A 20,870-nucleotide genomic window follows, 5' to 3' on the forward strand; every position below is an offset into this window, starting at 1 on the left:
CCCGGAGAGTCAAGCGTTTATTTCGCTTTCTTCTCGCTGACCCGGCGGCTTGTCAGTCGTTGTTCCCGGTCAGTGGAGGCGCATTATAGGGAGTTCTCGGCAGGCCGCAACCCCTAATTGCAAAAAACTTTTCAAGCGCGGATTTTTTCAACAAAAGGGCGAAAAAGCGGCGAATTAATGTCACTTTTTCAGGTAAACAGCCATAAAAGCTGGCGATCACTGGAGTAAAATAGAAATAACGATGTCAGTAAGGATCCGCAGCCATGCCGTTAAATGCACAACAACAGGCCGCCCAACGCAATCTTTCTTATCTGCTTGCAGAAAAACTCGGCCAACAAATTCTGGCAGGCGATTATCAGGCCGGCAGCATCCTGCCTGGTGAAATGGAACTGGGCGAGCAATTCGGCGTCAGCCGCACCGCGGTGCGCGAAGCGGTAAAGATGTTAGCCGCCAAAGGCATGTTGTTGCCGCGCCCGCGCATTGGCACCCGCGTGATGCCGCAAAGCCAATGGAATTTCCTCGATCAAGATTTACTGACCTGGTGGATGACGCGGGAAAACTTCGATCAGGTGATGCAACACTTCCTTATCTTGCGCACCTCGCTGGAGCCGCAGGCCTGCGCGTTGGCGGCAAACCACGCCAGCCCGCAACAAACCAAGTTGCTGGCGGGGCTGATGGCGGAAATGCGCGCGCTGCATACCCAGTTTGATCGCGAGCGTTGGATCCAGGTCGATACCCAATTCCACCAGCTTATCTACGAGGCCAGCGGCAACCCGTTCCTGACCTCGTTCGCCAACCTGTTCAGTTCGGTGTACCAAAGCTACTTCCGCGCCATCACCGGCAATGAAGTGATCAAGCTGCGCCATCATCAGGCTATCGTCGATGCGATACTCGCCGGAGACAGCGCAGGCGCACTCGTCGCCTGCCAGGTGCTGCTGAAAGAGAAAGACTAGACACGCTCCCCGCTTATATATAGAAGAAAGAGACGAGGGACAGACGACCATTTAACCAGGACCGACCATGACCCAATCCGCGCGCAGTATGGCAGGACTACCGTGGATCGCCGCAATGGCGTTCTTTATGCAGGCGCTGGACGCCACTATCCTCAACACCGCGCTGCCGGCGATCGCCCAAAGCCTGGGGCGTTCGCCGCTGGCGATGCAATCGGCCGTCATCAGCTACACGCTGACGGTGGCGATGCTGATCCCGGTCAGCGGTTGGCTGGCGGACCGCTTCGGCACCCGCCGCGTGTTCATCTTCGCCGTCACGTTATTCACCCTCGGTTCGCTGCTGTGCGCCTTGTCTCCTACGTTGAGCGTGCTGGTCGCCTCTCGCGTGCTGCAGGGCATCGGCGGCGCGATGATGATGCCGGTCGCGCGGTTGGCGCTGCTGCGCGCCTACCCGCGCAGCGAACTGCTGCCGGTGCTGAACTTCGTCACCATGCCCGGCCTGGTCGGGCCGATTCTCGGGCCGCTGCTGGGCGGCTGGCTGGTAACCTACGCCACCTGGCACTGGATTTTCCTGATCAATATCCCTATCGGTCTGCTCGGCATCTTCTATGCGCGCAAATACATGCCGGACTTCACCACGCCCAAACGCCGCTTTGATTTCCTTGGTTTTATGCTGTTCGGCCTGAGTCTGGTGCTGATCTCTACCGGGCTGGAACTGTTTGGCGAGCGGGTGCTGGCGAGCTACGTTTCGCTGGGCATTCTGCTCAGCGGCTTCGTGATGCTGTTCGGCTACATCGCGCACGCACGCCGCCACCCTCAGCCGCTGATCGGTCTCGACCTGTTCAAAACCCGCACCTTCTCGGTCGGCATCGCCGGCAACGTCGCCTCCAGGTTGGGCACCGGCTGCGTGCCGTTTTTAATGCCGCTCATGCTGCAGGTGGGATTCGGTTACACGGCAATCGTCGCCGGTTGCATGATGGCGCCAACCGCCATCGGCTCACTGATGGCGAAATCCACCGTCACTCAGGTGCTGCGCTGGTTCGGTTATCGTAAAACGCTGGTCGGCATCACCGTTATCATCGGGGTGCTGATCGCCCAGTTTGCCCTGCAAAGCCCGGGCATGCCGCTGTGGCTGATGATCCTGCCGCTGTTCGTGCTGGGCATGGCGATGTCCACCCAGTTCACCGCCATGAACACCATCAGCCTGGCGGATTTGAACGACGCCAACGCCAGCGCCGGCAACAGCGTCCTGGCGGTCACCCAACAACTGTCCATCAGCTTCGGCGTGGCGATCAGCGCGGCGGTGCTGCGTTTTTACGAATCCCTGTCGTTAGGCACCATGATCGACCACTTCCATTACACCTTTATCACCATGGGGATCGTCACCGTGGCGTCGGCGCTAGTGTTTATGTTGCTGAGAAGGAAAGATGGCCGCAATTTGATCAGCGGCCAGGAAAGCAAGAAAGAAGCGAAGGCGGCCAGTTAACGGCGCCCCACCGAAGCGCGCTCCACCAGCTCGGGCGTCAGCACCAGCACCTGGGGCGCGCGCTCCGGGTTTTGCAGGCGGTTGATCAGCGCATCGATCGCCAGCTCGCCCAGCGAATCCTTCGGTTGATGAATGGTGCTCAGCGGCGGCGCCAGATAACGCGCCAGCTCAATATCATCGTACCCCATCACCGCCATATCCTGCGGCACGGAAAGCCCGGCCTGATACAGCGCCTGATAAACGCCTACCGCCACCGCGTCGTTGCCGGCGAACACCGCATGCGGCGGTTCGTCCAGCGCCAACAGTTGGTGCATGGCATTCACGCCGCCCTCAAACTCAAAGTCGCAATGCACTTCATACCCTGTCGGAACCGGTAATCCGGCGCGCCGCATCGCGTTGCGATAGCCTTCCAGCCGGTGACGGGCGGTGGTTTTATCCTGCGGGCCGGCGATGCAGGCGATCTTGCGGTAGCCGCGGGCGATCAGATGATCGGTCGCCATCTCACCGCCCAGCAGCGAGTTATCCTGAATAATATCGTTCGCGCCCTCGAACGGCGCCCAGTCCATCATCACGATCGGCAATGACGGGTAGCGGCTCAGGGCATCTTGCGATGGCCGGTGGTTTTCGGTGCACATCAACAGCAAACCGTCGACGCGCTTTTGCAGCAGCGTCTCCATGCTGCGGTTCATGCGCGCGGCGTCTTCTTCGGTATTGCACAGGATCAGACTGTAGCCACGTTCATAGCAGCTGCGCTCCACGCCGCGCACCACTTCGGCATAAAACGGGTTGTTGCTGGCGGTCACCAGCATGCCGATGGTGCGGGTCTGATTAAGCTTCAGGCTGCGCGCCAGCGCAGAAGGCGCATAGTTCAACTGTTCCACGGCCGCCATGACCTTGTCGCGCACGCTGTCGCTGACAAAGCGATTGTTGTTGACCACATGCGAAACGGTAGAGGTTGAAACGCCCGCCAGGCGGGCGACATCTTTCATGGTGGCCAAAGGATCACCCCTGTTGCTGCAAGAAGGCGTCAATCTCTTCGCGCCACGGCACCGAAGGCTGCGCGCCGGGGCGGGTTACGGCGATCGCCGCCGCCGCATGGGCGAAACGCACCGCGTCGGCCATGCTGTTGCCTTCCAACAGGGCGGTCACCAGCGCACCGTTAAAGGTATCGCCGGCGGCGATGGTATCCACCGCTTGCACTTTGAAGCCGGGCACCCGTTTGCCGTTGCCGTTTTCGCTCAGCCACACGCCACGGCTGCCGAGGGTGATGATCACCGTCGCGATGCCTTTGTCGTGCAGCGCCTGCGCCGCGCGCGCCGCATCGGCGTCGTTGTCCACAGCGACGCCGGTCAGGCGCTGCGCTTCGGTTTCATTCGGGGTGATCATATCAATCATCCCCAGCAGCTCGTCCGGCAGCTCGCGCGCCGGGGCCGGGTTGAGGATCACTTGCGTTTGATGTTGCTTGGCCAAGCGGGCGGCGGCGATCACCGTCTCCAACGGCGACTCCAGCTGCATCAGCAGGGCATCGGCGTCGATGACTTTTTGCCGGTAGCGCGCCAGGTAATCCGGCGTTACCGCGGCGTTGGCGCCGGCATTGATGCCGATCACGTTCTCGCCTTCGGCGTTGACGAAGATCAGCGCCACGCCGGTGGTGCTGTCGGCGATGGCTTCAATCGGTTGGGTATCAATGCGATCGCTCGCCAGCTGCCGGCGGACACGCTCGCCGATATCGTCGGCGCCCACGCAGGCGATAAAGGCGATCTCCGCCCCACTGCGCCCGGCCGCCACCGCCTGATTCGCTCCCTTGCCGCCAAACGCCACCTTATACTGCTTCCCGATCACCGTTTCGCCCGGGTGGGGGAATTGTTCAATATTGAGGATATGGTCGGCATTGATGCTGCCCAGAACCACCAGCTTACCTGTTTCCATCGCATTGATTCCTGAATTGCGCGCCATCGTAAACGCCCCGTCCCGATGGCGCTGGTATGACTTACTTAGTGACCAGTTTCAAATCGACCGGAATGGTCGCCGGCACTTTTTCGCCTTTCAGCACTTTATCGGCGGTTTCCACGCCTATCACGCCGATCTGATCGGGACGCTGCGCCACGGTCGCCGCCAGCTTGCCGCCTTCAACCGCTTTCACGCCGTCGGCGGTGCCGTCGAAGCCTACCACGATCACGTCGGTTTTACCGGCGGTTTGCAGCGCACGCAGCGCGCCCAGCGCCATTTCATCGTTCTGGGCAAATACCGCCTGCACATCCGGGTGAGCGGTCAGCAGGTTCTGCATCACGTTCAGGCCCTTGGTGCGGTCGAAATCGGCCGGCTGGCTGGCCAGCAGCTTGAATTTATTCTGATCCAGCGACTGTTTGAAGCCTTCGCCGCGTTCACGCGCGGCGGAGGTGCCGGCAATGCCTTCCAGCTGAATCACCTTGGCGTCGGCGCCCGCTTTCTTGGCGATGAAGTCGCCGGCCATTTTGCCGCCCACGCGGTTATCCGAAGCGATATGGCTCACCACTTCACCCTTGCTCGCCACGCGGTCCAACGTGATGACCGGGATCTTAGCCTGGTTGGCCATCTTGATGGCGTTACCGACCGCATCGGAGTCGGTCGGGTTGATCAACAGCAGCTTGGGCGCCCGCACCATCAGATCCTGCACGTTGGCCAGTTCCTTCGCCGGGTTGTTTTGGGAATCCAGCACCACCAGGTTATAACCCAGCTTGTTGGCCTCTTGCTGCGCCCCATCCTTCATCGAGACGAAGAACGGGTTGTTGAGGGTGGACACCACCAGCGCGATGGTCTCTTTGGCCATGGCATTGGCGCTCAGGGTGGCGCTCAGCGCGATGGCGGAGGCTAAGGTTGCCAGTTTTTTCATTTTCATCATCGTGATTCCTGTAGGGGGAGGTTACTTGTTGCTTTTGTTATCTACCAGAACCGCCAGCAGTATCACCACTGCCTTCACGATCATTTGGTAGTAGGAAGAAACACCCAATAAATTCAGGCCGTTGTTCAGGAAGCCGAGGATCAGCGCCCCGATCAGCGTGCCGACGATGCGCCCCTTGCCGCCGGCCAGGCTGGTGCCACCCAGCACCACGGCGGCGATGGCGTCCAGCTCATAGCCGGTGCCGGCGGTCGGCTGCGCCGACGAGAGGCGCGCCACTTCGATTACCCCCGCCAGCGCCGCCAACAGGCCGCACAGCGAGTAGACGATAATCTTCACTTTATCGACGCTGATGCCGGACAGACGGGTCGCCGCTTCATTGCCGCCCAGGGCATAAATATAGCGGCCCAGGCGCGTATGGTGCAGCATATACCAGGCGGCGATGAACACGATCGCCATGATCCAGATCGGCGTCGGCACGCCCAGCGGACGGCCGATGCCGAACCAGCCGAAGGTGTCGGCCACGTCGGTAAAACCGGTGTTGATCGGGCTGCCGTTGGTGTACACCATGGTGACGCCGCGCAGCAGCAGCATCATCACCAGCGTGGCGATAAAGGCCTGCACTTTGCCTTTGGCGACGATCACCCCGGTGCAGGCGCCAATCGCGGCGCCCAGCGCCAAGGCCGCCGCCACCGCCACCAGCGCGTTGACTTCAAAGCCGACGATCGACGCCGCCACCGCGCCGGTCAGGGCCAGCAGCGATCCCACCGACAGATCGATGCCGGAAGTGAGGATCACCAGCGTCATCCCCACCGCCATGATGGCGTTGACCGAGGTCTGCTGCAGAATATTGAACAGGTTGTTCAGTGTGAAGAAGTTCGGGCTCATGGAAGAGACCACAGCGATCAGCACCAGCAGCGCAATCAACGACTTCTGCTCTAACAGCCATTCTTTACTGAACCAGCGCTTAGCTGCGATAGTCTGGGAACTCATATCTGATTACTCCTGCTTTACGCCGTATTGCTTGCCGACGGCTGCCGCCATCAACGCTTCCTGGGTGGCCTGTTCAATCGGGAACTCGCCGCTGAGATGCCCTTCGTGCATCACCAGAATGCGATCGCTCATGCCCATCACCTCCGGCATTTCCGAAGACACCAGAATGATGCTCAGCCCTTCCTGTTTGAACTGGTTGATTAACTGATAGATCTCTTTTTTGGCGCCGACATCGACGCCGCGCGTCGGCTCATCGAGGATCAGCACCTTCGGCCGGGTCATCAGGCCGCGGGCGATCGCCACTTTCTGCTGATTACCGCCGGAAAGCAGACCTATAGGCTGCTCCATCGACGGCGTTTTGATATTGAACAGCCGGATGAAATCCCCCACCGCCTGCCGCTCGTCGGCCTGTTTCAGGCTGCCGTCGGCGCGGCTAAAGTAGCGCAGCGCGGTCAGCGACATGTTTTCCTTCACCGACATGCCCAACACCAGGCCGTCGCGCTTGCGGTCTTCCGAGATATAGACGATGCCGTTCGCCAACCCATCCTGCGGCGAATGGGCGACCACCTCGCGGCCGTCCAGGCTGACGGTGCCGGCCTTACGCGGCGCGGCGCCGTACAGGATCTTCATCAATTCGGTGCGCCCGGCGCCCATCAGCCCGGCCACGCCGAGGATCTCGCCGCGGTACAGCGTAAAGCTGACGTCTTCAACGCCGGGGCCGGAAAGATGACTGACTTCCAGCCGCTTTTCACCACGCGGCAAATCCAGGCGCGGATATTGTTCTTCCAGCTTGCGGCCGACCATCATCTCAATCAGCGAATCTTCCTGCAGCTCGCTCACCGGCCGCTCGGCGATAAACTGCCCGTCGCGGAACACGGTCACGTCGTCGCAGATTTCAAAGATCTCTTTCAGACGGTGCGAGATATAGACGATGCCGCGCCCTTCGGCCTTCAGCTCATTGATCACCTTGAACAGCGAGGCGGTTTCGGTGTCGGTCAGCGCATCGGTCGGTTCGTCCATGATGATCACTTTCGATTCGAAGCTCAGCACCTTGGCGATCTCCACCATCTGCTGATCGCCGATCGACAGCTCGCCCACCAGCCGGTGGCTGCTGTAGCGGAGATTGAGCCGCGCCAACAAGCGATCGGCCTCGGCGTACATGCGCTTCCAGTCAATGCGGCCGAAACGGTTGACGAACTCGCGGCCGAGGAAGATGTTTTCCGCAATCGTCAGCTGCGGGATCAGGTTCAGCTCCTGATGAATAATGCCGATGCCCGCTTCCTGCGAATCCTTGGGCCCGTTGAACGCCACCTCTTTACCGAGAAAATACTGGCTGCCGGCGTCTTTCTGGTAGATGCCGGTCAGCACTTTCATCATGGTGGACTTCCCGGCGCCGTTTTCCCCCACCAGCGCCATCACCTTGCCGGGATAAACGCTGAGGGCAGCGCCGGAAAGCGCCTTCACGCCGGGAAAGGCTTTATCAATCCCTTTCAGTTGCAGTAAAGGTTGCATAAACGCCTCAGAAAGTTACGCCGGCGCACAGGATCACGTTCGCGTAAGGCGAACACTCCCCGCTGCGGATCACCGCCCGGCTGTGCTCGGTTTGCGCTTTAAACGCCTGATGGCTGATATAGCGCACGCTGATGGTATTGCCCTGGCGTTGGCCCAGTGCGGTCAGTTCAGCCAACAGAGCCTCGTGGAGCGACGGATTCTGTTTCACGATCTCTTCCGCCAGGATGGCGCTTTCTACCTGCATCTCTTGCGTGACCGCCGCGAACACCTGCATGAAGGTCGGCACGCCCTGCGTCAACGCCAGATCGATGCGCTGCGTCGCCGCCGGTATCGGCAGGCCCGCATCGCACAGGGTGAGCTGGTCGGTATGCCCCAGCCGGGCAATCACGGCAGACACGTCAGAATTCAGTAATACGCCTTTTTTCATCTTCTCACTCCGCTAGCGAAACGTTTCGCTCTTTGGGGGAGTTTAAAAAAACGGCAGGGGAAGGCAACCAGGACAATGCAGAAGTGTGATCGTTATCGAAACGTTTCGTTCGCGCACGGAGAAAGCGCAAACAAAAGGGGCTCAGCCATGCTGAGCCCCTGTCAGGCGGATTAGATCTCGACCTGCGTACCGAGTTCGATGACCCGGTTCGGCGGGATTTCGAACTGATCCGGCGCGCGCAGGGCATTGCGGCTCAGGGCGACGAACAGTTTGCCGCGCAGGTAGAGGTACCACGGCCGCTTGGTGAGGATCAGCGATTCATGGGACATGAAGAACGACGTCTCCGACATGCGGCACGGCAACCCTTCCAGCCCGCAGCGGTGGAACACCTCCTCGACGTTCGGCGTTTCGCGCCAGCCGTAGCTGGCCACCACCCGCCAGAAGGTCGGCGACAGCTGCTCGATGGTCACCCGGCGCACGTTGTGCACGTAAGGCGCATCCTCGGTGCGCAGCGTCAGCAGCACCACGCGCTCGTGCAGCACCTTGTTGTGCTTCAGGTTGTGCAACAGCGCAAAAGGAATGACGTTGGTGGCGCGCGACAAGAAGACCGCGGTGCCCGGCACCCGTACCGGCGGCGATTTCTCCAGCGAGGCAATCATCGCCTCCAGCGAGTTGCCGTGTTCATGCAGGCGGCGCAGCAAGCGGAAGCGCTCGCTCTTCCAGGTAGTCATAATGATGAACATCACCAGCGCCAGGGTCAGCGGCAGCCAGCCGCCGGAGAACAGCTTCAGGGCGTTGGCAGAGAACATCGGCACGTCGATGATCAGCAAGATGGTTACGATGCCGATCGCCAGGAAGCGGTTCCAGTGCCAGTTATTAATCGCCACCGAAGTGACCAGAATGCTGGTCAGCACCATGGTGCCGGTGACGGCGATACCGTACGCCGCCGCCAGGTTGCTGGAGTGCTCGAAGCCGATGATCACCAGCACCACCGAGATGTACAGCGTCCAGTTGATCACCGGAATGTAGATCTGGCCGGATTCCATTTCCGAGGTGTGAATGATGCGCATCGGCGACAGATAGCCCAGGCGCACCGCCTGGCGAGTCAGCGAGAAGACGCCGGAAATCACCGCCTGCGAAGCGATCACCGTCGCCAGGGTCGCCAGAATCAGCAGCGGGATCAGCGCCCAATCGGGCGCCAGCAGGAAGAACGGGTTTTTGATCGCCTCCGGATTTTTCAGCAGCAGCGCCCCTTGGCCGAAGTAGTTGAGCACCAGCGAAGGCAGCACCACGGTGAACCAGGCCAGGCGGATCGGGAACTTGCCGAAGTGCCCCATATCGGCATACAGCGCCTCGACGCCGGTGATCGACAACACCACTGCCCCCAGTGCGAAGAACGACACCTTCTTATATTCAATGAAGAAGTTGAGCGCCCATTTGGGATTCAGCGCCTGCAGCACTTCCGGGTTTGAAATGATGCTGCGCGCGCCCAGCACCGCCAACACGATGAACCACAGCAGCATCACCGGGGCGAACAGCTTGCCGACGCTGCCGGTGCCGTGCTTTTGAATGACGAACAGCAGCGTCAACACCAGAATGGAGAGCGGCACGATATAGGCATCGAGCGCAGGGGCGGCGATTTCCAACCCTTCTATCGCCGACATCACCGATATCGCCGGGGTGATCACCACCTCGCCATAGAAGAAGCTGCCGCCGATCAGACCCAGTATCACCAGCACCGCCGTGGTGCGCGCCGAGGTATTGCGCCCGGCCAGCGACATCAGCGTCAGAATACCGCCCTCGCCGGCGTTGTCCGCGCGCATCACGTAGGTGAGATATTTGAGGGAAACGATCACGATCAGCATCCAGAAAATCAGCGACAGGAAGCCGAAAACCACGTCTGGACGAACATCGAAGCCGTAATGGCCGGAGAAACACTCTCTCAGCGTATAGAGAGGGCTGGTGCCGATATCACCGTAGACCACGCCGATGGCAGCCAGGGTTACCGCCGATAAGGACTGCTTATGCTCTGCGCTCATAATTCGTTTCTTTATCAGAACATCCGTTAGCGATGCATCCGCATCAGGCAAAATACGGGCTCAAAGATCCGTCACGCCCACCAGAAAGCCGCACAGTATGCACCATTTATACCGCTTGCCTACCCTTATATCAGAGCCGAAAAATAAACAAAATGTGAACCGAATATCCGGCTTAACGTAGAAAAATATTACTAATCAACGGGCTATACCACTAAAAATAATGGTGGTTTATCATCGGATTATCGACCAAGATTGGCTAACTCTCGGACAATGCGACAATTATATGACGCCATCATCCCTTCTGGCAGAACGAATTTCCCGCCTCAGCAGCGCGCTGGAGAGCGGTCTTTATGAGCGGCAAGAGGCGATCCGTCTGTGCCTACTGGCGGCGCTGAGCGGCGAAAGCGTATTCCTGCTCGGCCCGCCCGGCATCGCCAAGAGCCTGATCGCGCGCCGGCTGAAGTTTGCCTTCCGCAACGCCCGCTCCTTTGAATACCTGATGACGCGTTTTTCCACGCCGGAAGAGGTCTTCGGCCCGCTCTCTATCCAGGCGCTGAAAGATGAGGGGCGCTATCAGCGTCTGACCGCCGGCTATCTGCCGGAAGCGGAGATCGTGTTTCTGGACGAGATCTGGAAGGCCGGCCCGGCGATCCTCAACACCCTGCTGACGGCGATCAACGAACGCCGCTTTCGCAACGGCAACAGCGAAGAACCGATCCCGCTGCGCCTGCTGGTCACCGCCTCCAACGAACTGCCCGAAGCGGACAACAGCCTCGAAGCCTTATATGACCGCATGCTGATCCGCCTGTGGCTGGACAAGGTGCAGGATAAACAGAATTTCCGCTCGCTGCTGGTCAACCGCCAGAGCGAAAGCCAAAACCCGGTGCCGGCGGCGCTGAGCATCAGCGACGAAGAGTTTCTGCAGTGGCAACCGCAGATCGATAAGGTGGCGCTGCCGGAAGCCTGCTTTGAGTTGATTTTCCAGCTGCGCCAGCGGCTGGACGCACTGGAGCAGGCGCCATACGTCTCCGATCGGCGCTGGAAAAAAGCCCTGCGCCTGCTGCAAGCCTGCGCCTTCTTCAGCGGGCGCGACGCCATCGCCCCGCTCGATCTGATGCTGTTGAAAGACTGCCTGTGGCACGATCTCACCTCGCTGAAACTGCTGCAACAGCAGATCGATCAGCTGCTGACCGAGTCGGCCTATCAGCAGCAATCGATGCTGATCCAGTTGCAACAGATCCACACCCGCTGGCTGCAGGACCAGCAGCAACAAAGCGACCGGCAGGCCATCAGCCTGGTGAAAAAAGGCGGCATGTTCAGCCGCAAACCGCAATACGCGCCGGCCACGCCGTTCGCCGGCGGCACCCTCACTCTGCTGTTGCAAAAGCCGCTGCAGCTGCATGACATTCAGGTCAACCATCTGAGCATCGAAAGCAGCGCGCTGGACAACTGGCTGCAAAAAGGCGGCGACGTGCGCGCCAAGCTGAACGGCATCGGCTTTGCGCAGCCGATCGACCTGGAAGTGGATGACCAACTGCACCTCACGGTGTTGGACGTCAGCCGCCAGCCGTCGTTGCTGGCGCTGCCGGGCAAACAGGCCACCGCCACGCCACAGGCGCTGCTGGATGAAATGGACGGATTGGCCCAGCGCCTGGCGGAGCAACGCCGCGCCTTCAGCCAACATCAGCCCTGTCTGTTCACCCCCGCCGCCGGCCTGGCCAAGATCGAAGCCAGTCTGCTGCAGGTCGCGGAACAGGTTAAACAGCAACTGCAGCAAATGCGCGGCCAGTAACCATGCTCAGTCTGGAGACGCTCGATCTGCTGCTGGCGATCACCGAAGGCGAGATGATCGAGGAGATGATCGTCGGCATGCTGGCGGCGCCGCAGCTGTCGGTATTCTTTAAAAAGTTTCCGGCCCTTCGCCGAGCGCTGGATCGCGATCTGCCGCGTTGGAAGCTGCAGCTCAAGGAGCGTCTGCAGGAGGCGATGGTGCCGCCGGCGCTGGCGCAGGAATTCTATCGCTACCAGCAGTGCCAGCTGGAGAACAACACCCAGTTCTATCACAACCTCAACGACACCATGGAGCTGCTGCGCCAGCTGGTCTCACCGTTTTATGAACAGGCGCGCGCGCTGGTGGACGCCGCCGATCTGCCCAATCATCCGCTGGACGACAGCTTTCAAACGCTGTTTCTGCAGCGCTGGCGCATCAGCCTGACGCTGCAGGCCACCATGCTGCACCACCAACTGCTGGAACAAGAGCGCGAGCAGCTGATGGCGGAGCTGCAGGAGCGGTTGGCGCTGAGCGGCGCGCTGGAACCGCTGCTGTCGGAAAACGACACCGCCGCCGGCAGGCTGTGGGACATGAGCAAAGGCCAGCTGCAGCGTGGCGATTATCAGCGGCTGGTGGAGTACGGCAACTTTTTGCAGCAGCAGCCGGAGCTGAAAAAACTGGCGCAACAGCTGGGCCGCAGCTATCAGGCCAAGGCGGTGCAGCAACAGGACGCGCAGCCGGAGCCGTTCAGGGTCATGGTGCAGGTGCCGGCCACGCTGCCAGAAGAAGTGAGCGGCATTCATCAAAGCGACGACATTCTGCGCCTGCTGCCGCCGGAGCTGGCGACGCTGGGGATTGAAGAGCTGGAATTCGAGTTTTATCGCCGCCTGTTGGAAAAGCGGCTGCTGAGCTACCGTCTGCAGGGCGACGTCTGGCAGGAACAGATCCTGATCCGCCAGGTCACTCACCAGCAGCAGGATCAACAGCCGCGCGGGCCGTTTATCGTCTGCGTGGACACCTCCGGATCGATGGGCGGTTTCAACGAACAGTGCGCCAAGGCGTTCTGTCTGGCGCTGCTGCGCATTGCGCTGGCGGACAACCGCCGCTGCTATATCATGCTGTTCGCCAACCAGATCGTGCATTACGAACTCACCGCCGCCAGCGGCATCGAGCAGGCAGTGCGCTTTCTCGGCCAGCAGTTTCGTGGCGGTACCGATCTGGCGGCCTGCCTGAACGCCACCGTCACCAAAATGGCGGAGAGCGGCTGGTTCGACGCCGATGCGGTGATCATTTCCGATTTTATTGCCCAGCGGTTGCCGGAGGAGGTAATAAAGAAGGTGAAACAGCAGCAACAAAGCCACCAGCAACGTTTCCACGCGGTGGCGATGTCCGCCTACGGCAAACCCGGCATCATGCGCATCTTCGATCATATCTGGCGCTTTGATACCGGGCTGAAAAGCCGTTTGATGCGCCGCTGGCGGCGCTAGGCGAGATTAGAGCAGGCCTTCGACCGCGCCGCGCACTTCCGGCGACCACACGCCGCATTGCACCTGGCCGATATGCGACAGTTGCAGCAACAACATCACCAGACGCGACTGACCGATGCCGCCGCCGATGGTCTGCGGCATATCGCCGCGCAGCAACGACTGGTGCCATTCCAGCTTCATGCGCTCTTCATCGCCGGTCAGCGCCAGCTGGTGTTTCAGCGCGGCGGCGTCAACGCGGATCCCCATGGAGGACAGCTCGAAAGCGTCCTGCAGCACCGGGTTCCACACCACGATATCGCCGTTCAGGCCCGCCAGGCCATCCGCCGTCGGCGTGGTCCAGTCATCATAATCCGGCGCCCGCACATCGTGCGATTTACCGTGTGACAGCTTGCCGCCGATGCCAATCAGGAACACTGCGCCCAATTCTTTGGCAATCGCCCGCTCGCGCCCCTTGGCGTCCAGATCAGGGTAGCGCTGCAGCAGGGTTTCGCTGTGCAAGAAGTGGATTTGTTCCGGCAGGAACGGGGTCAGGCCATGCTCGCGGCTGACTTCCGCCTCCGTCGCCTTGATCGCAGCGTAAATACTGCGCACGGTGTTTTTCAGGTAGTCCAGGCTACGCTCACCGTCGCCCATCACCCGTTCCCAGTCCCACTGATCGACGTACACCGAGTGGATAGGCGTCAGGCGGTCTTCATCCGGGCGCAGCGCCTTCATATGGGTATACAGGCCTTCGCCGGCACCGAAATCGTAGCTGCCCAGGGTTTTGCGTTTCCATTTCGCCAGCGAATGCACCACTTCGAAGGTGGCGTCCGGCAAGGTTTTGACTTTGACCTGCACCGCTTTCTCGCTGCCGGAAAGGTTATCCTGCGTGCCGTCGCCCAGGCGGCTAAGGATCGGGGCTTGCACTTCGATCAGACCGAGCTGTTGCTCCAGCTGGCGGGAGAAGAAGGATTTGACCTGGCTGATTTGTTGTTGTTTTTGGATAAACTGTTTTTTCATTGCCGTATCTCTTGTAAACCTGTCTCTGTTGCCATCGATTAAGCAACAAAATGACACGACTATTCAATATCCATTAATCAATATTGCCTTTTCACTTTTAATCGTTCATTTTTACCCGGACAGAATTCAACAATCGCTAATTAATGGGGGATTAAATGGCGGAAATTTATCAGATCGATAATCTCGATCGCGGCATTCTCAACGCCCTGATGGACAATGCGCGCACACCGTACGCCGAACTGGCGAAAAACTTCGCCGTCAGCCCCGGCACCATTCATGTGCGGGTGGAGAAGATGAAGCAGGCCGGGATCATCACCGGCGCACGCATCGACGTCAGCCCCAAACAGCTGGGCTACGACGTGTGCTGCTTTATCGGCATCATATTAAAGAGCGCCAAGGATTACCCTTCGGCGCTGAAGAAGCTGGAAAGCCTGGAAGAAGTGGTGGAAGCCTATTACACCACCGGCCACTACAGCGTCTTTATTAAGGTAATGTGCCGATCGATCGACGCGTTGCAACAGGTACTTATCAACAAGATCCAGACCATCGACGAGATCCAGTCCACCGAAACGCTGATCTCACTGCAAAACCCCATTATGCGCACCATCGTGCCGTAACCCGCCAAATTGCATACCCACATTATCCACAGGTAGATCCCAGCCGATTCACAGCGTACAATGCAGCCACTTTGAGTGAGAAGGTTGGGATCGTTGGTTCATGGCAGACATTACTCTGATCAGTGGCAGTACGCTTGGCAGCGCCGAATACGTGGCTGAACATTTGGCTGAAAAGCTGGAAGACGCGGGTTTCTCTACCGAGATGCTGCACGGCCCTGAACTGGATGAACTGCCGTTGACCGGCCGCTGGCTGGTGGTCTCTTCCACGCACGGCGCCGGCGAACTGCCAGATAACCTTCAACCGCTGTTGGAACAGATCGCTGAGCAGCAGCCGGATCTTTCCGAGGTACAGTTCGGCGCCGTCGGTTTGGGCAGTTCGGAATACGACACCTTCTGCGGTGCGATCAAACAGATCGACGATCTGTTGATCGCCAGAGGCGCTAAAAGGATCGGCGATCGTCTCGAGATCGACGTGACCGAGCATGAAATTCCCGAGGATCCGGCCGAGGAATGGGTAAAAAACTGGATTAATTTACTCTAATTCGTCTAAAGATCGTGCGAACGATTGTGGATAACTATACTTAAAAGCAGGGTAAAAGCCGTAGTTATCCCAATAACAACCGTAGCGCGCTTTTTGTCCTGTGTATAACAAGCCTTTTAGATCCCAGCTTATCTGCGTCGGGATCACCGATCATTCACAGCAAACGATCCTCCTTAATCTGCTGATCTTCATCGTGAATAGTCACTTATCCACAGAGGATCGCGATCCTAATAAGAGATCTAATAAAGAGATCTTTAAATAAAAAAGATCTTCTTTTAATTACCGACGATCCTGACCACTTGGTCGATCGTCTAAACTTGAGTAGAATCCCCGACCCCAGGGCAAATACGATCGTTCGCAATACGGCGAGGTGCAGTTCCATGTTTTATCCAGATCAATTTGACGTCATCATCATCGGTGGTGGCCATGCAGGTACCGAGGCCGCCATGGCCGCGGCGCGCATGGGACGTCAGACTTTATTATTGACACACAATATCGATACGCTGGGACAGATGTCCTGTAACCCGGCGATTGGCGGTATTGGTAAAGGGCATCTGGTTAAGGAAATTGATGCGCTCGGCGGCCTGATGGCAACGGCGATCGACCATGCCGGCATCCAGTTTAGGATACTAAACGCCAGCAAAGGCCCAGCCGTTCGCGCCACTCGCGCTCAGGCAGATCGCGTCCTGTATCGGCAGGCGATCCGTACCGCGTTGGAGAACCAGCCCAACCTGATGATCTTCCAACAGCCGGTTGAGGATCTGATCGTCGAAAACGATCGCGTCGTGGGTGCCGTCACCCAAATGGGTCTGAAATTCCGCGCCAAGGCGGTGGTATTGACCGTAGGCACCTTCCTGGACGGCAAGATCCATATCGGCCTGGAGAATTACAGCGGCGGCCGCGCAGGGGATCCTCCTTCGATCTCGCTGTCGCAGCGTTTGCGTGAACTGCCGCTGCGCGTTAACCGCTTGAAAACCGGTACGCCGCCACGCATCGACGCCCGCACTATCGATTTCAGCGTATTGGCGCCGCAACACGGCGATACGCCGGTGCCGGTATTCTCGTTCCTGGGCGATGCCAGCCAGCACCCGGAACAAATGGCGTGCTACATCACCCACACCAATGAAAAAACCCATGACGTGATCCGCAATAACCTCGATCGCAGCCCGATGTATGCCGGGATCATCGAAGGGATCGGCCCACGTTACTGTCCGTCGATCGAAGACAAGGTCATGCGTTTTGCCGATCGCAACGCGCACCAGATCTTCCTTGAGCCGGAAGGCCTGACCAGCAACGAGATTTACCCTAACGGGATCTCCACCAGCCTGCCGTTCGACGTGCAGATGCAGATCGTCCGTTCAATGGAAGGGATGCAGAACGCGCGTATTATTCGCCCTGGTTATGCCATCGAGTACGATTTCTTCGATCCACGCGATCTGAAACCGACGCTGGAAAGCAAATTTATTCAGGGCCTGTTCTTCGCCGGCCAGATCAACGGCACCACCGGCTATGAAGAAGCCGCCGCACAGGGGTTACTTGCCGGTCTGAACGCCGGGCGCTTCGCCGATGAACAAGAGGGCTGGGCGCCACGTCGCGATCAGGCCTACCTCGGCGTGCTGGTGGACGATCTCAGCACCCTCGGCACCAAAGAACCGTACCGCATGTTTACCTCACGCGCCGAGTATCGTCTGATGCTACGCGAAGACAACGCCGATCTCCGCCTGACGGAAAAAGGCCGTGAACTCGGCCTGGTGGACGACGTGCGCTGGGCGCGTTACAGCGAGAAGCTGGAGCGAATCGAACGTGAACGTCAGCGCCTGCGCGACATCTGGATGCATCCGCACGCCGAGAACGTCGAACAGGTCAATGCGTTGCTGAAAGCGCCGCTGTCGCGTGAAGCGAACGGCGAAGAACTGCTGCGCCGTCCTGAGATGGATTACGCGCAGTTGACCGGCATCGACGCCTTCGCGCCGCCGCTGGAGGATGTACAAGCCGCCGAGCAGGTCGAGATCCAGGTCAAATACGAAGGCTATATCGCTCGCCAGCAGGAAGAGATCGAAAAACAGCAGCGTAACGAGAACACCGTGCTGCCGCTGGATCTTGACTACCGTCAGGTTTCGGGGCTGTCGAACGAGGTGATCGCCAAGCTGAACGATCACAAACCGAACTCCATCGGCCAGGCTTCGCGCATCTCCGGCATTACACCGGCGGCGATCTCGATTTTGCTGATCTGGCTGAAAAAGCAGGGACTGCTGCGCCGCAGCGCATAAATTCCGCATCCAGGCGGCCGTTTGCTCAACCCGTAGCCAAACGGCCGCTGACATCACTTGCGCCCTGAATTATCATAGTCGCCTCATTGCGCCAGCTAACCATCCGCTGGTCGTTCAGCGCCTGCCAGAGGATCCGTTGTGCAAAAAAAATTAGACTCGCTGCTCGCGGCAGCAGGCATTGAGCTGCCCGATCAGCAGAAACAGCAGCTGCTGGGCTATGTCGGCATGCTGGATAAGTGGAACAAGGCTTATAACCTCACGTCGGTGCGCGATCCGCAGCAAATGCTGGTGCGCCACATCCTCGACAGTATTGTGGTCAATCCGCATCTGCAGGGCTCGCGTTTTATCGATGTCGGCACCGGCCCCGGCTTGCCGGGCATTCCGCTGGCGATTGTGCGCCCGGACGCGCATTTCACGCTGCTCGACAGCCTGGGCAAGCGCGTGCGTTTCCTGCGCCAGGTGCAGCATGAGCTGGGCCTGAACAATATCGAGCCGGTGCAGAGCCGCGTCGAAGCGTTTCCGGCCGAGCCACCGTTCGATGGCGTGATCAGCCGGGCATTCGCTTCGCTGCAGGATATGCTGTCCTGGTGCCATCACCTGCCGGCGAAAGGGCAGGGGCGTTTTTACGCGTTGAAAGGCGTGCGCCCGGATGAAGAACTGACGCAGCTGCCGGCTGGCGTTAGCCTGGAGTCTATCGTGCGGCTGCAGGTGCCTGAACTGGAAGGCGAACGTCATCTGGTGATTCTTAAGGCAAACTGAGTTTGCTTTTGATCAAACAAGCGTGAATTAAAGGTCGTACTCAGCAGAAAGGTAAGCAGGCTAATTAGTTGGTCGCTTTTTTTAGTTAATTTACTTTCTATTAACACAAAAAACGCGGCTAATTAGCGACAATAGAGTAATTGCATTTAGAAATAGTCACGTTAGCAATCATGTGCGAAAGATTGGCGTTTGCTGCTAATGTTAATTGGCTGTTGGAATATTGCCCCGCTGCTTGTCAATAAAAGGTTTTCATCGGGTATACGGATTGTTTTTGAACAGTTAACTAGTAATGTTTTGATTTATATAATTTTTTGATCGCTCAAATTGCTAAAGACGATTTGGTTGACCATCGGCTATAAATCAGGAAGGGACATTACTGTGATCGGCTTCGCGTTTCTAAACGCAACGCTGGAATAATCAGACAATTAAATGCGCCCTATTATTCCGACCGTTTTCTTGTGAAAATAGGCTGGAATAGGGAAATTTAAATAATTGTTCACCTTTTCGCTACTTATCGATTGAATTCGTTGGTATGCCCCGTATAATTTGCTCGTTTTTTGCTGCTTGACTCAGGACAGCAAAAACAGTTGTATACGTCACTCAGCATACCCCCTCTGGGGTACGGAGAGAACAAACGTCATGTCTGTGTCCCTTTACAGCGGGAAAGTCGCACGCAAACTGCTGTTTTTGCAGTTAATGACTTTTGTTCTGATCAGCGTTGCTTTCTGGCTGAAAAGCCCGGAATGGAGCGCTTCGGCGTTGGCAGGCGGTCTCGCCGCCTGGTTGCCGAGTGCAATGTTTATGCTGTTTGCCTTGCGCCATCAGGCGCAAACGCCGGCGCCCGGTAGGGTTGCCTGGTCGTTCGCCATCGGCGAGGGGCTAAAGGTCGTGATCACCATCGTTTTGCTGATCGTGGCGCTGGGGGTGTTCAAGGCGGAGTTTATACCGCTTGGCCTGACCTATTTAGCGGTGTTAGTGGTGCAGATAGTGGCACCGGCCGTGATTAACAGTTACCGAACTTAACTAAATAAGGGTAAGAGGCATCATGTCTGCAGGAGAAGTCTTGACTCCACAGGAGTATATCGGTCACCACCTGACGCAGCTTCAGGTCGGGACTGGGTTCTGGTCGATCAACATCGACTCGATGTTTTTCTCCGTCGTCCTCGGGGCGCTTTTCCTGGTGATCTTCCGCAAAGTGGCCAAAAACGCCACCAGCGGCGTGCCGGGTAAACTGCAAACCGCCGTGGAGCTGGTGGTCGGTTTCGTCGACAGCAGCGTGCGCGACATGTACCACGGCAAGAGCAAGGTAATTGCGCCGCTGGCGCTGACCGTGTTCGTCTGGGTGTTCCTGATGAACCTGATGGACCTGCTGCCCATCGACTTCCTGCCTTATGTTGGCGAACACATCCTCGGCCTGCCTGCGCTGCGCGTGGTGCCTACCGCCGACGTGAACGTCACGCTGTCGATGGCGCTGGGCGTGTTTATCCTGATTCTGTTCTATAGCATCAAAATGAAAGGCGTTGGCGGGTTTGTTAAAGAGTTGACCATGCAGCCGTTCAACCACCCTGTATTCATTCCTATCAACCTGATTCTTGAAGGTGTCAGCCTGCTGTCCAAACCTGTTTCACTGGGTCTGCGACTGTTCGGCAACATGTATGCGGGTGAGTTGATCTTCATCCTGATTGCCGGCCTGTTGCCGTGGTGGTCACAGTGGGTCCTGAGCTTGCCTTGGGCTATCTTCCACATCCTGATCATTACGCTTCAAGCCTTTATTTTCATGGTTCTGACGATTGTCTATCTGTCGATGGCGTCTGAAGAGCACTGATTTTCTTAAAACACTTGCACTTTTAAACTGAAACAAACTGGAGACTGTCATGGAAAACCTGAGTATGGATCTGCTGTACATGGCTGCCGCTGTGATGATGGGTTTAGCGGCAATCGGTGCTGCGATCGGTATCGGCATCCTGGGTGGTAAATTCTTGGAAGGCGCTGCTCGTCAGCCTGACCTGATTCCTCTGCTGCGTACACAGTTCTTTATCGTTATGGGTCTGGTCGACGCCATCCCGATGATCGCTGTAGGTCTGGGTCTGTACGTGATGTTCGCCGTCGCGTAAGTAGAGCAACCCTCTACGACGTAACCA

General features: G+C 58.2%; 19 protein-coding genes. 11 read left to right on the plus strand and 8 right to left on the minus strand.

All coding sequences use genetic code 11. The annotated features are described in order from the left end of the window. Window positions 1-263: 263 nt before the first annotated feature. Together ACOWVD_RS19100 and mdtD are read left to right on the plus strand one after the other, a co-directional pair. Entirely contained in the window at window positions 264-953 is a 690-nt protein-coding gene (locus tag ACOWVD_RS19100; RefSeq protein ID WP_004933751.1) for a FadR/GntR family transcriptional regulator, read from the plus strand. A 67-nt stretch (window positions 954-1,020) separates the two neighbouring features. After that, window positions 1,021-2,436, plus strand: a complete 1,416-nt coding sequence (gene mdtD / locus ACOWVD_RS19105; protein WP_015379462.1) for a multidrug transporter subunit MdtD — start codon at window positions 1,021-1,023, stop codon at window positions 2,434-2,436. Here mdtD and rbsR read toward each other — a convergent pair. The 7 genes from rbsR to kup form a co-directional block, all read right to left on the minus strand. Beyond that, complete coding sequence (rbsR, locus tag ACOWVD_RS19110; RefSeq protein WP_197800724.1) at window positions 2,433-3,434, minus strand: ribose operon transcriptional repressor RbsR; 1,002 nt, start codon at window positions 3,432-3,434, stop codon at window positions 2,433-2,435. The genes mdtD and rbsR overlap by 4 nt on opposite strands. 4 nt (window positions 3,435-3,438) lie before the next feature. Further along, window positions 3,439-4,365: a ribokinase gene (gene rbsK / locus ACOWVD_RS19115; RefSeq protein WP_160125844.1), complete on the minus strand. Its 927-nt coding sequence runs from the start codon at window positions 4,363-4,365 to the stop codon at window positions 3,439-3,441. Between the two features lie 61 nt (window positions 4,366-4,426). After that, a complete protein-coding gene (rbsB, locus tag ACOWVD_RS19120) occupies window positions 4,427-5,314 on the minus strand; it encodes a ribose ABC transporter substrate-binding protein RbsB (RefSeq protein WP_049240409.1) in 888 nt (295 codons plus the stop codon). 24 nt (window positions 5,315-5,338) lie between these two features. Beyond that, window positions 5,339-6,307, minus strand: a complete 969-nt coding sequence (gene rbsC, locus ACOWVD_RS19125) for a ribose ABC transporter permease (protein ID WP_033652333.1) — start codon at window positions 6,305-6,307, stop codon at window positions 5,339-5,341. A 6-nt stretch (window positions 6,308-6,313) separates the two neighbouring features. Next, the gene (gene rbsA / locus ACOWVD_RS19130) at window positions 6,314-7,819 is read right to left on the minus strand and encodes a ribose ABC transporter ATP-binding protein RbsA (protein WP_004933767.1); all 1,506 of its coding nucleotides are present in this window, start codon (window positions 7,817-7,819) and stop codon (window positions 6,314-6,316) included. Window positions 7,820-7,826: 7 nt separating this feature from the next. Next, window positions 7,827-8,246 carry a D-ribose pyranase gene (gene rbsD / locus ACOWVD_RS19135; protein WP_015379466.1) on the minus strand — a complete coding sequence of 140 codons (420 nt, stop codon included), beginning with the start codon at window positions 8,244-8,246 and terminating at the stop codon, window positions 7,827-7,829. Window positions 8,247-8,416: 170 nt separating this feature from the next. Then, window positions 8,417-10,285 (minus strand): low affinity potassium transporter Kup, encoded by a 1,869-nt coding sequence (gene kup / locus ACOWVD_RS19140; protein WP_049240407.1) that lies wholly within the window; start codon window positions 10,283-10,285, stop codon window positions 8,417-8,419. 283 nt (window positions 10,286-10,568) lie between these two features. On the opposite strand from kup, the gene ravA reads away from it, so the two are divergent. Together ravA and viaA are read left to right on the plus strand one after the other, a co-directional pair. Next, the gene (gene ravA / locus ACOWVD_RS19145; RefSeq protein WP_049240406.1) at window positions 10,569-12,077 is read left to right on the plus strand and encodes an ATPase RavA; all 1,509 of its coding nucleotides are present in this window, start codon (window positions 10,569-10,571) and stop codon (window positions 12,075-12,077) included. Between the two features lie 2 nt (window positions 12,078-12,079). Further along, window positions 12,080-13,543: an ATPase RavA stimulator ViaA gene (gene viaA / locus ACOWVD_RS19150; RefSeq protein WP_004933781.1), complete on the plus strand. Its 1,464-nt coding sequence runs from the start codon at window positions 12,080-12,082 to the stop codon at window positions 13,541-13,543. A gap of 6 nt (window positions 13,544-13,549) precedes the next feature. Here the strand turns inward: viaA and asnA are convergent, their stop codons facing one another. Further along, window positions 13,550-14,542 carry an aspartate--ammonia ligase gene (asnA, locus tag ACOWVD_RS19155; protein ID WP_049240405.1) on the minus strand — a complete coding sequence of 331 codons (993 nt, stop codon included), beginning with the start codon at window positions 14,540-14,542 and terminating at the stop codon, window positions 13,550-13,552. 155 nt (window positions 14,543-14,697) lie between these two features. Here asnA and asnC point away from each other — a divergent pair, with 155 nt between their 5' ends. The 7 genes from asnC (at window position 14,698) to atpE (ending at window position 20,843) form a co-directional block, all read left to right on the plus strand. Continuing rightward, window positions 14,698-15,159: a transcriptional regulator AsnC gene (gene asnC, locus ACOWVD_RS19160; RefSeq protein ID WP_004933786.1), complete on the plus strand. Its 462-nt coding sequence runs from the start codon at window positions 14,698-14,700 to the stop codon at window positions 15,157-15,159. Window positions 15,160-15,259: 100 nt separating this feature from the next. Next, window positions 15,260-15,700, plus strand: coding sequence for an FMN-binding protein MioC (gene mioC / locus ACOWVD_RS19165; protein WP_016929621.1), 441 nt, complete (start codon window positions 15,260-15,262; stop codon window positions 15,698-15,700). A 380-nt stretch (window positions 15,701-16,080) separates the two neighbouring features. Further along, window positions 16,081-17,970, plus strand: coding sequence for a tRNA uridine-5-carboxymethylaminomethyl(34) synthesis enzyme MnmG (mnmG, locus tag ACOWVD_RS19170; protein ID WP_049240404.1), 1,890 nt, complete (start codon window positions 16,081-16,083; stop codon window positions 17,968-17,970). Window positions 17,971-18,108: 138 nt separating this feature from the next. Continuing rightward, window positions 18,109-18,729 (plus strand): 16S rRNA (guanine(527)-N(7))-methyltransferase RsmG, encoded by a 621-nt coding sequence (rsmG, locus tag ACOWVD_RS19175; protein ID WP_015379471.1) that lies wholly within the window; start codon window positions 18,109-18,111, stop codon window positions 18,727-18,729. A gap of 639 nt (window positions 18,730-19,368) precedes the next feature. After that, complete coding sequence (gene atpI / locus ACOWVD_RS19180) at window positions 19,369-19,752, plus strand: F0F1 ATP synthase subunit I (RefSeq protein WP_004933796.1); 384 nt, start codon at window positions 19,369-19,371, stop codon at window positions 19,750-19,752. 22 nt (window positions 19,753-19,774) lie between these two features. Beyond that, window positions 19,775-20,554, plus strand: a complete 780-nt coding sequence (atpB, locus tag ACOWVD_RS19185; protein WP_015376132.1) for a F0F1 ATP synthase subunit A — start codon at window positions 19,775-19,777, stop codon at window positions 20,552-20,554. Between the two features lie 49 nt (window positions 20,555-20,603). After that, a complete protein-coding gene (atpE, locus tag ACOWVD_RS19190) occupies window positions 20,604-20,843 on the plus strand; it encodes a F0F1 ATP synthase subunit C (RefSeq protein ID WP_004093904.1) in 240 nt (79 codons plus the stop codon). Window positions 20,844-20,870 lie beyond the last annotated feature (27 nt).

The organism is Serratia sp. SA088 (assembly GCF_049065515.1).
Taxonomy (GTDB): Bacteria; Pseudomonadota; Gammaproteobacteria; order Enterobacterales; family Enterobacteriaceae; genus Serratia; species Serratia nematodiphila.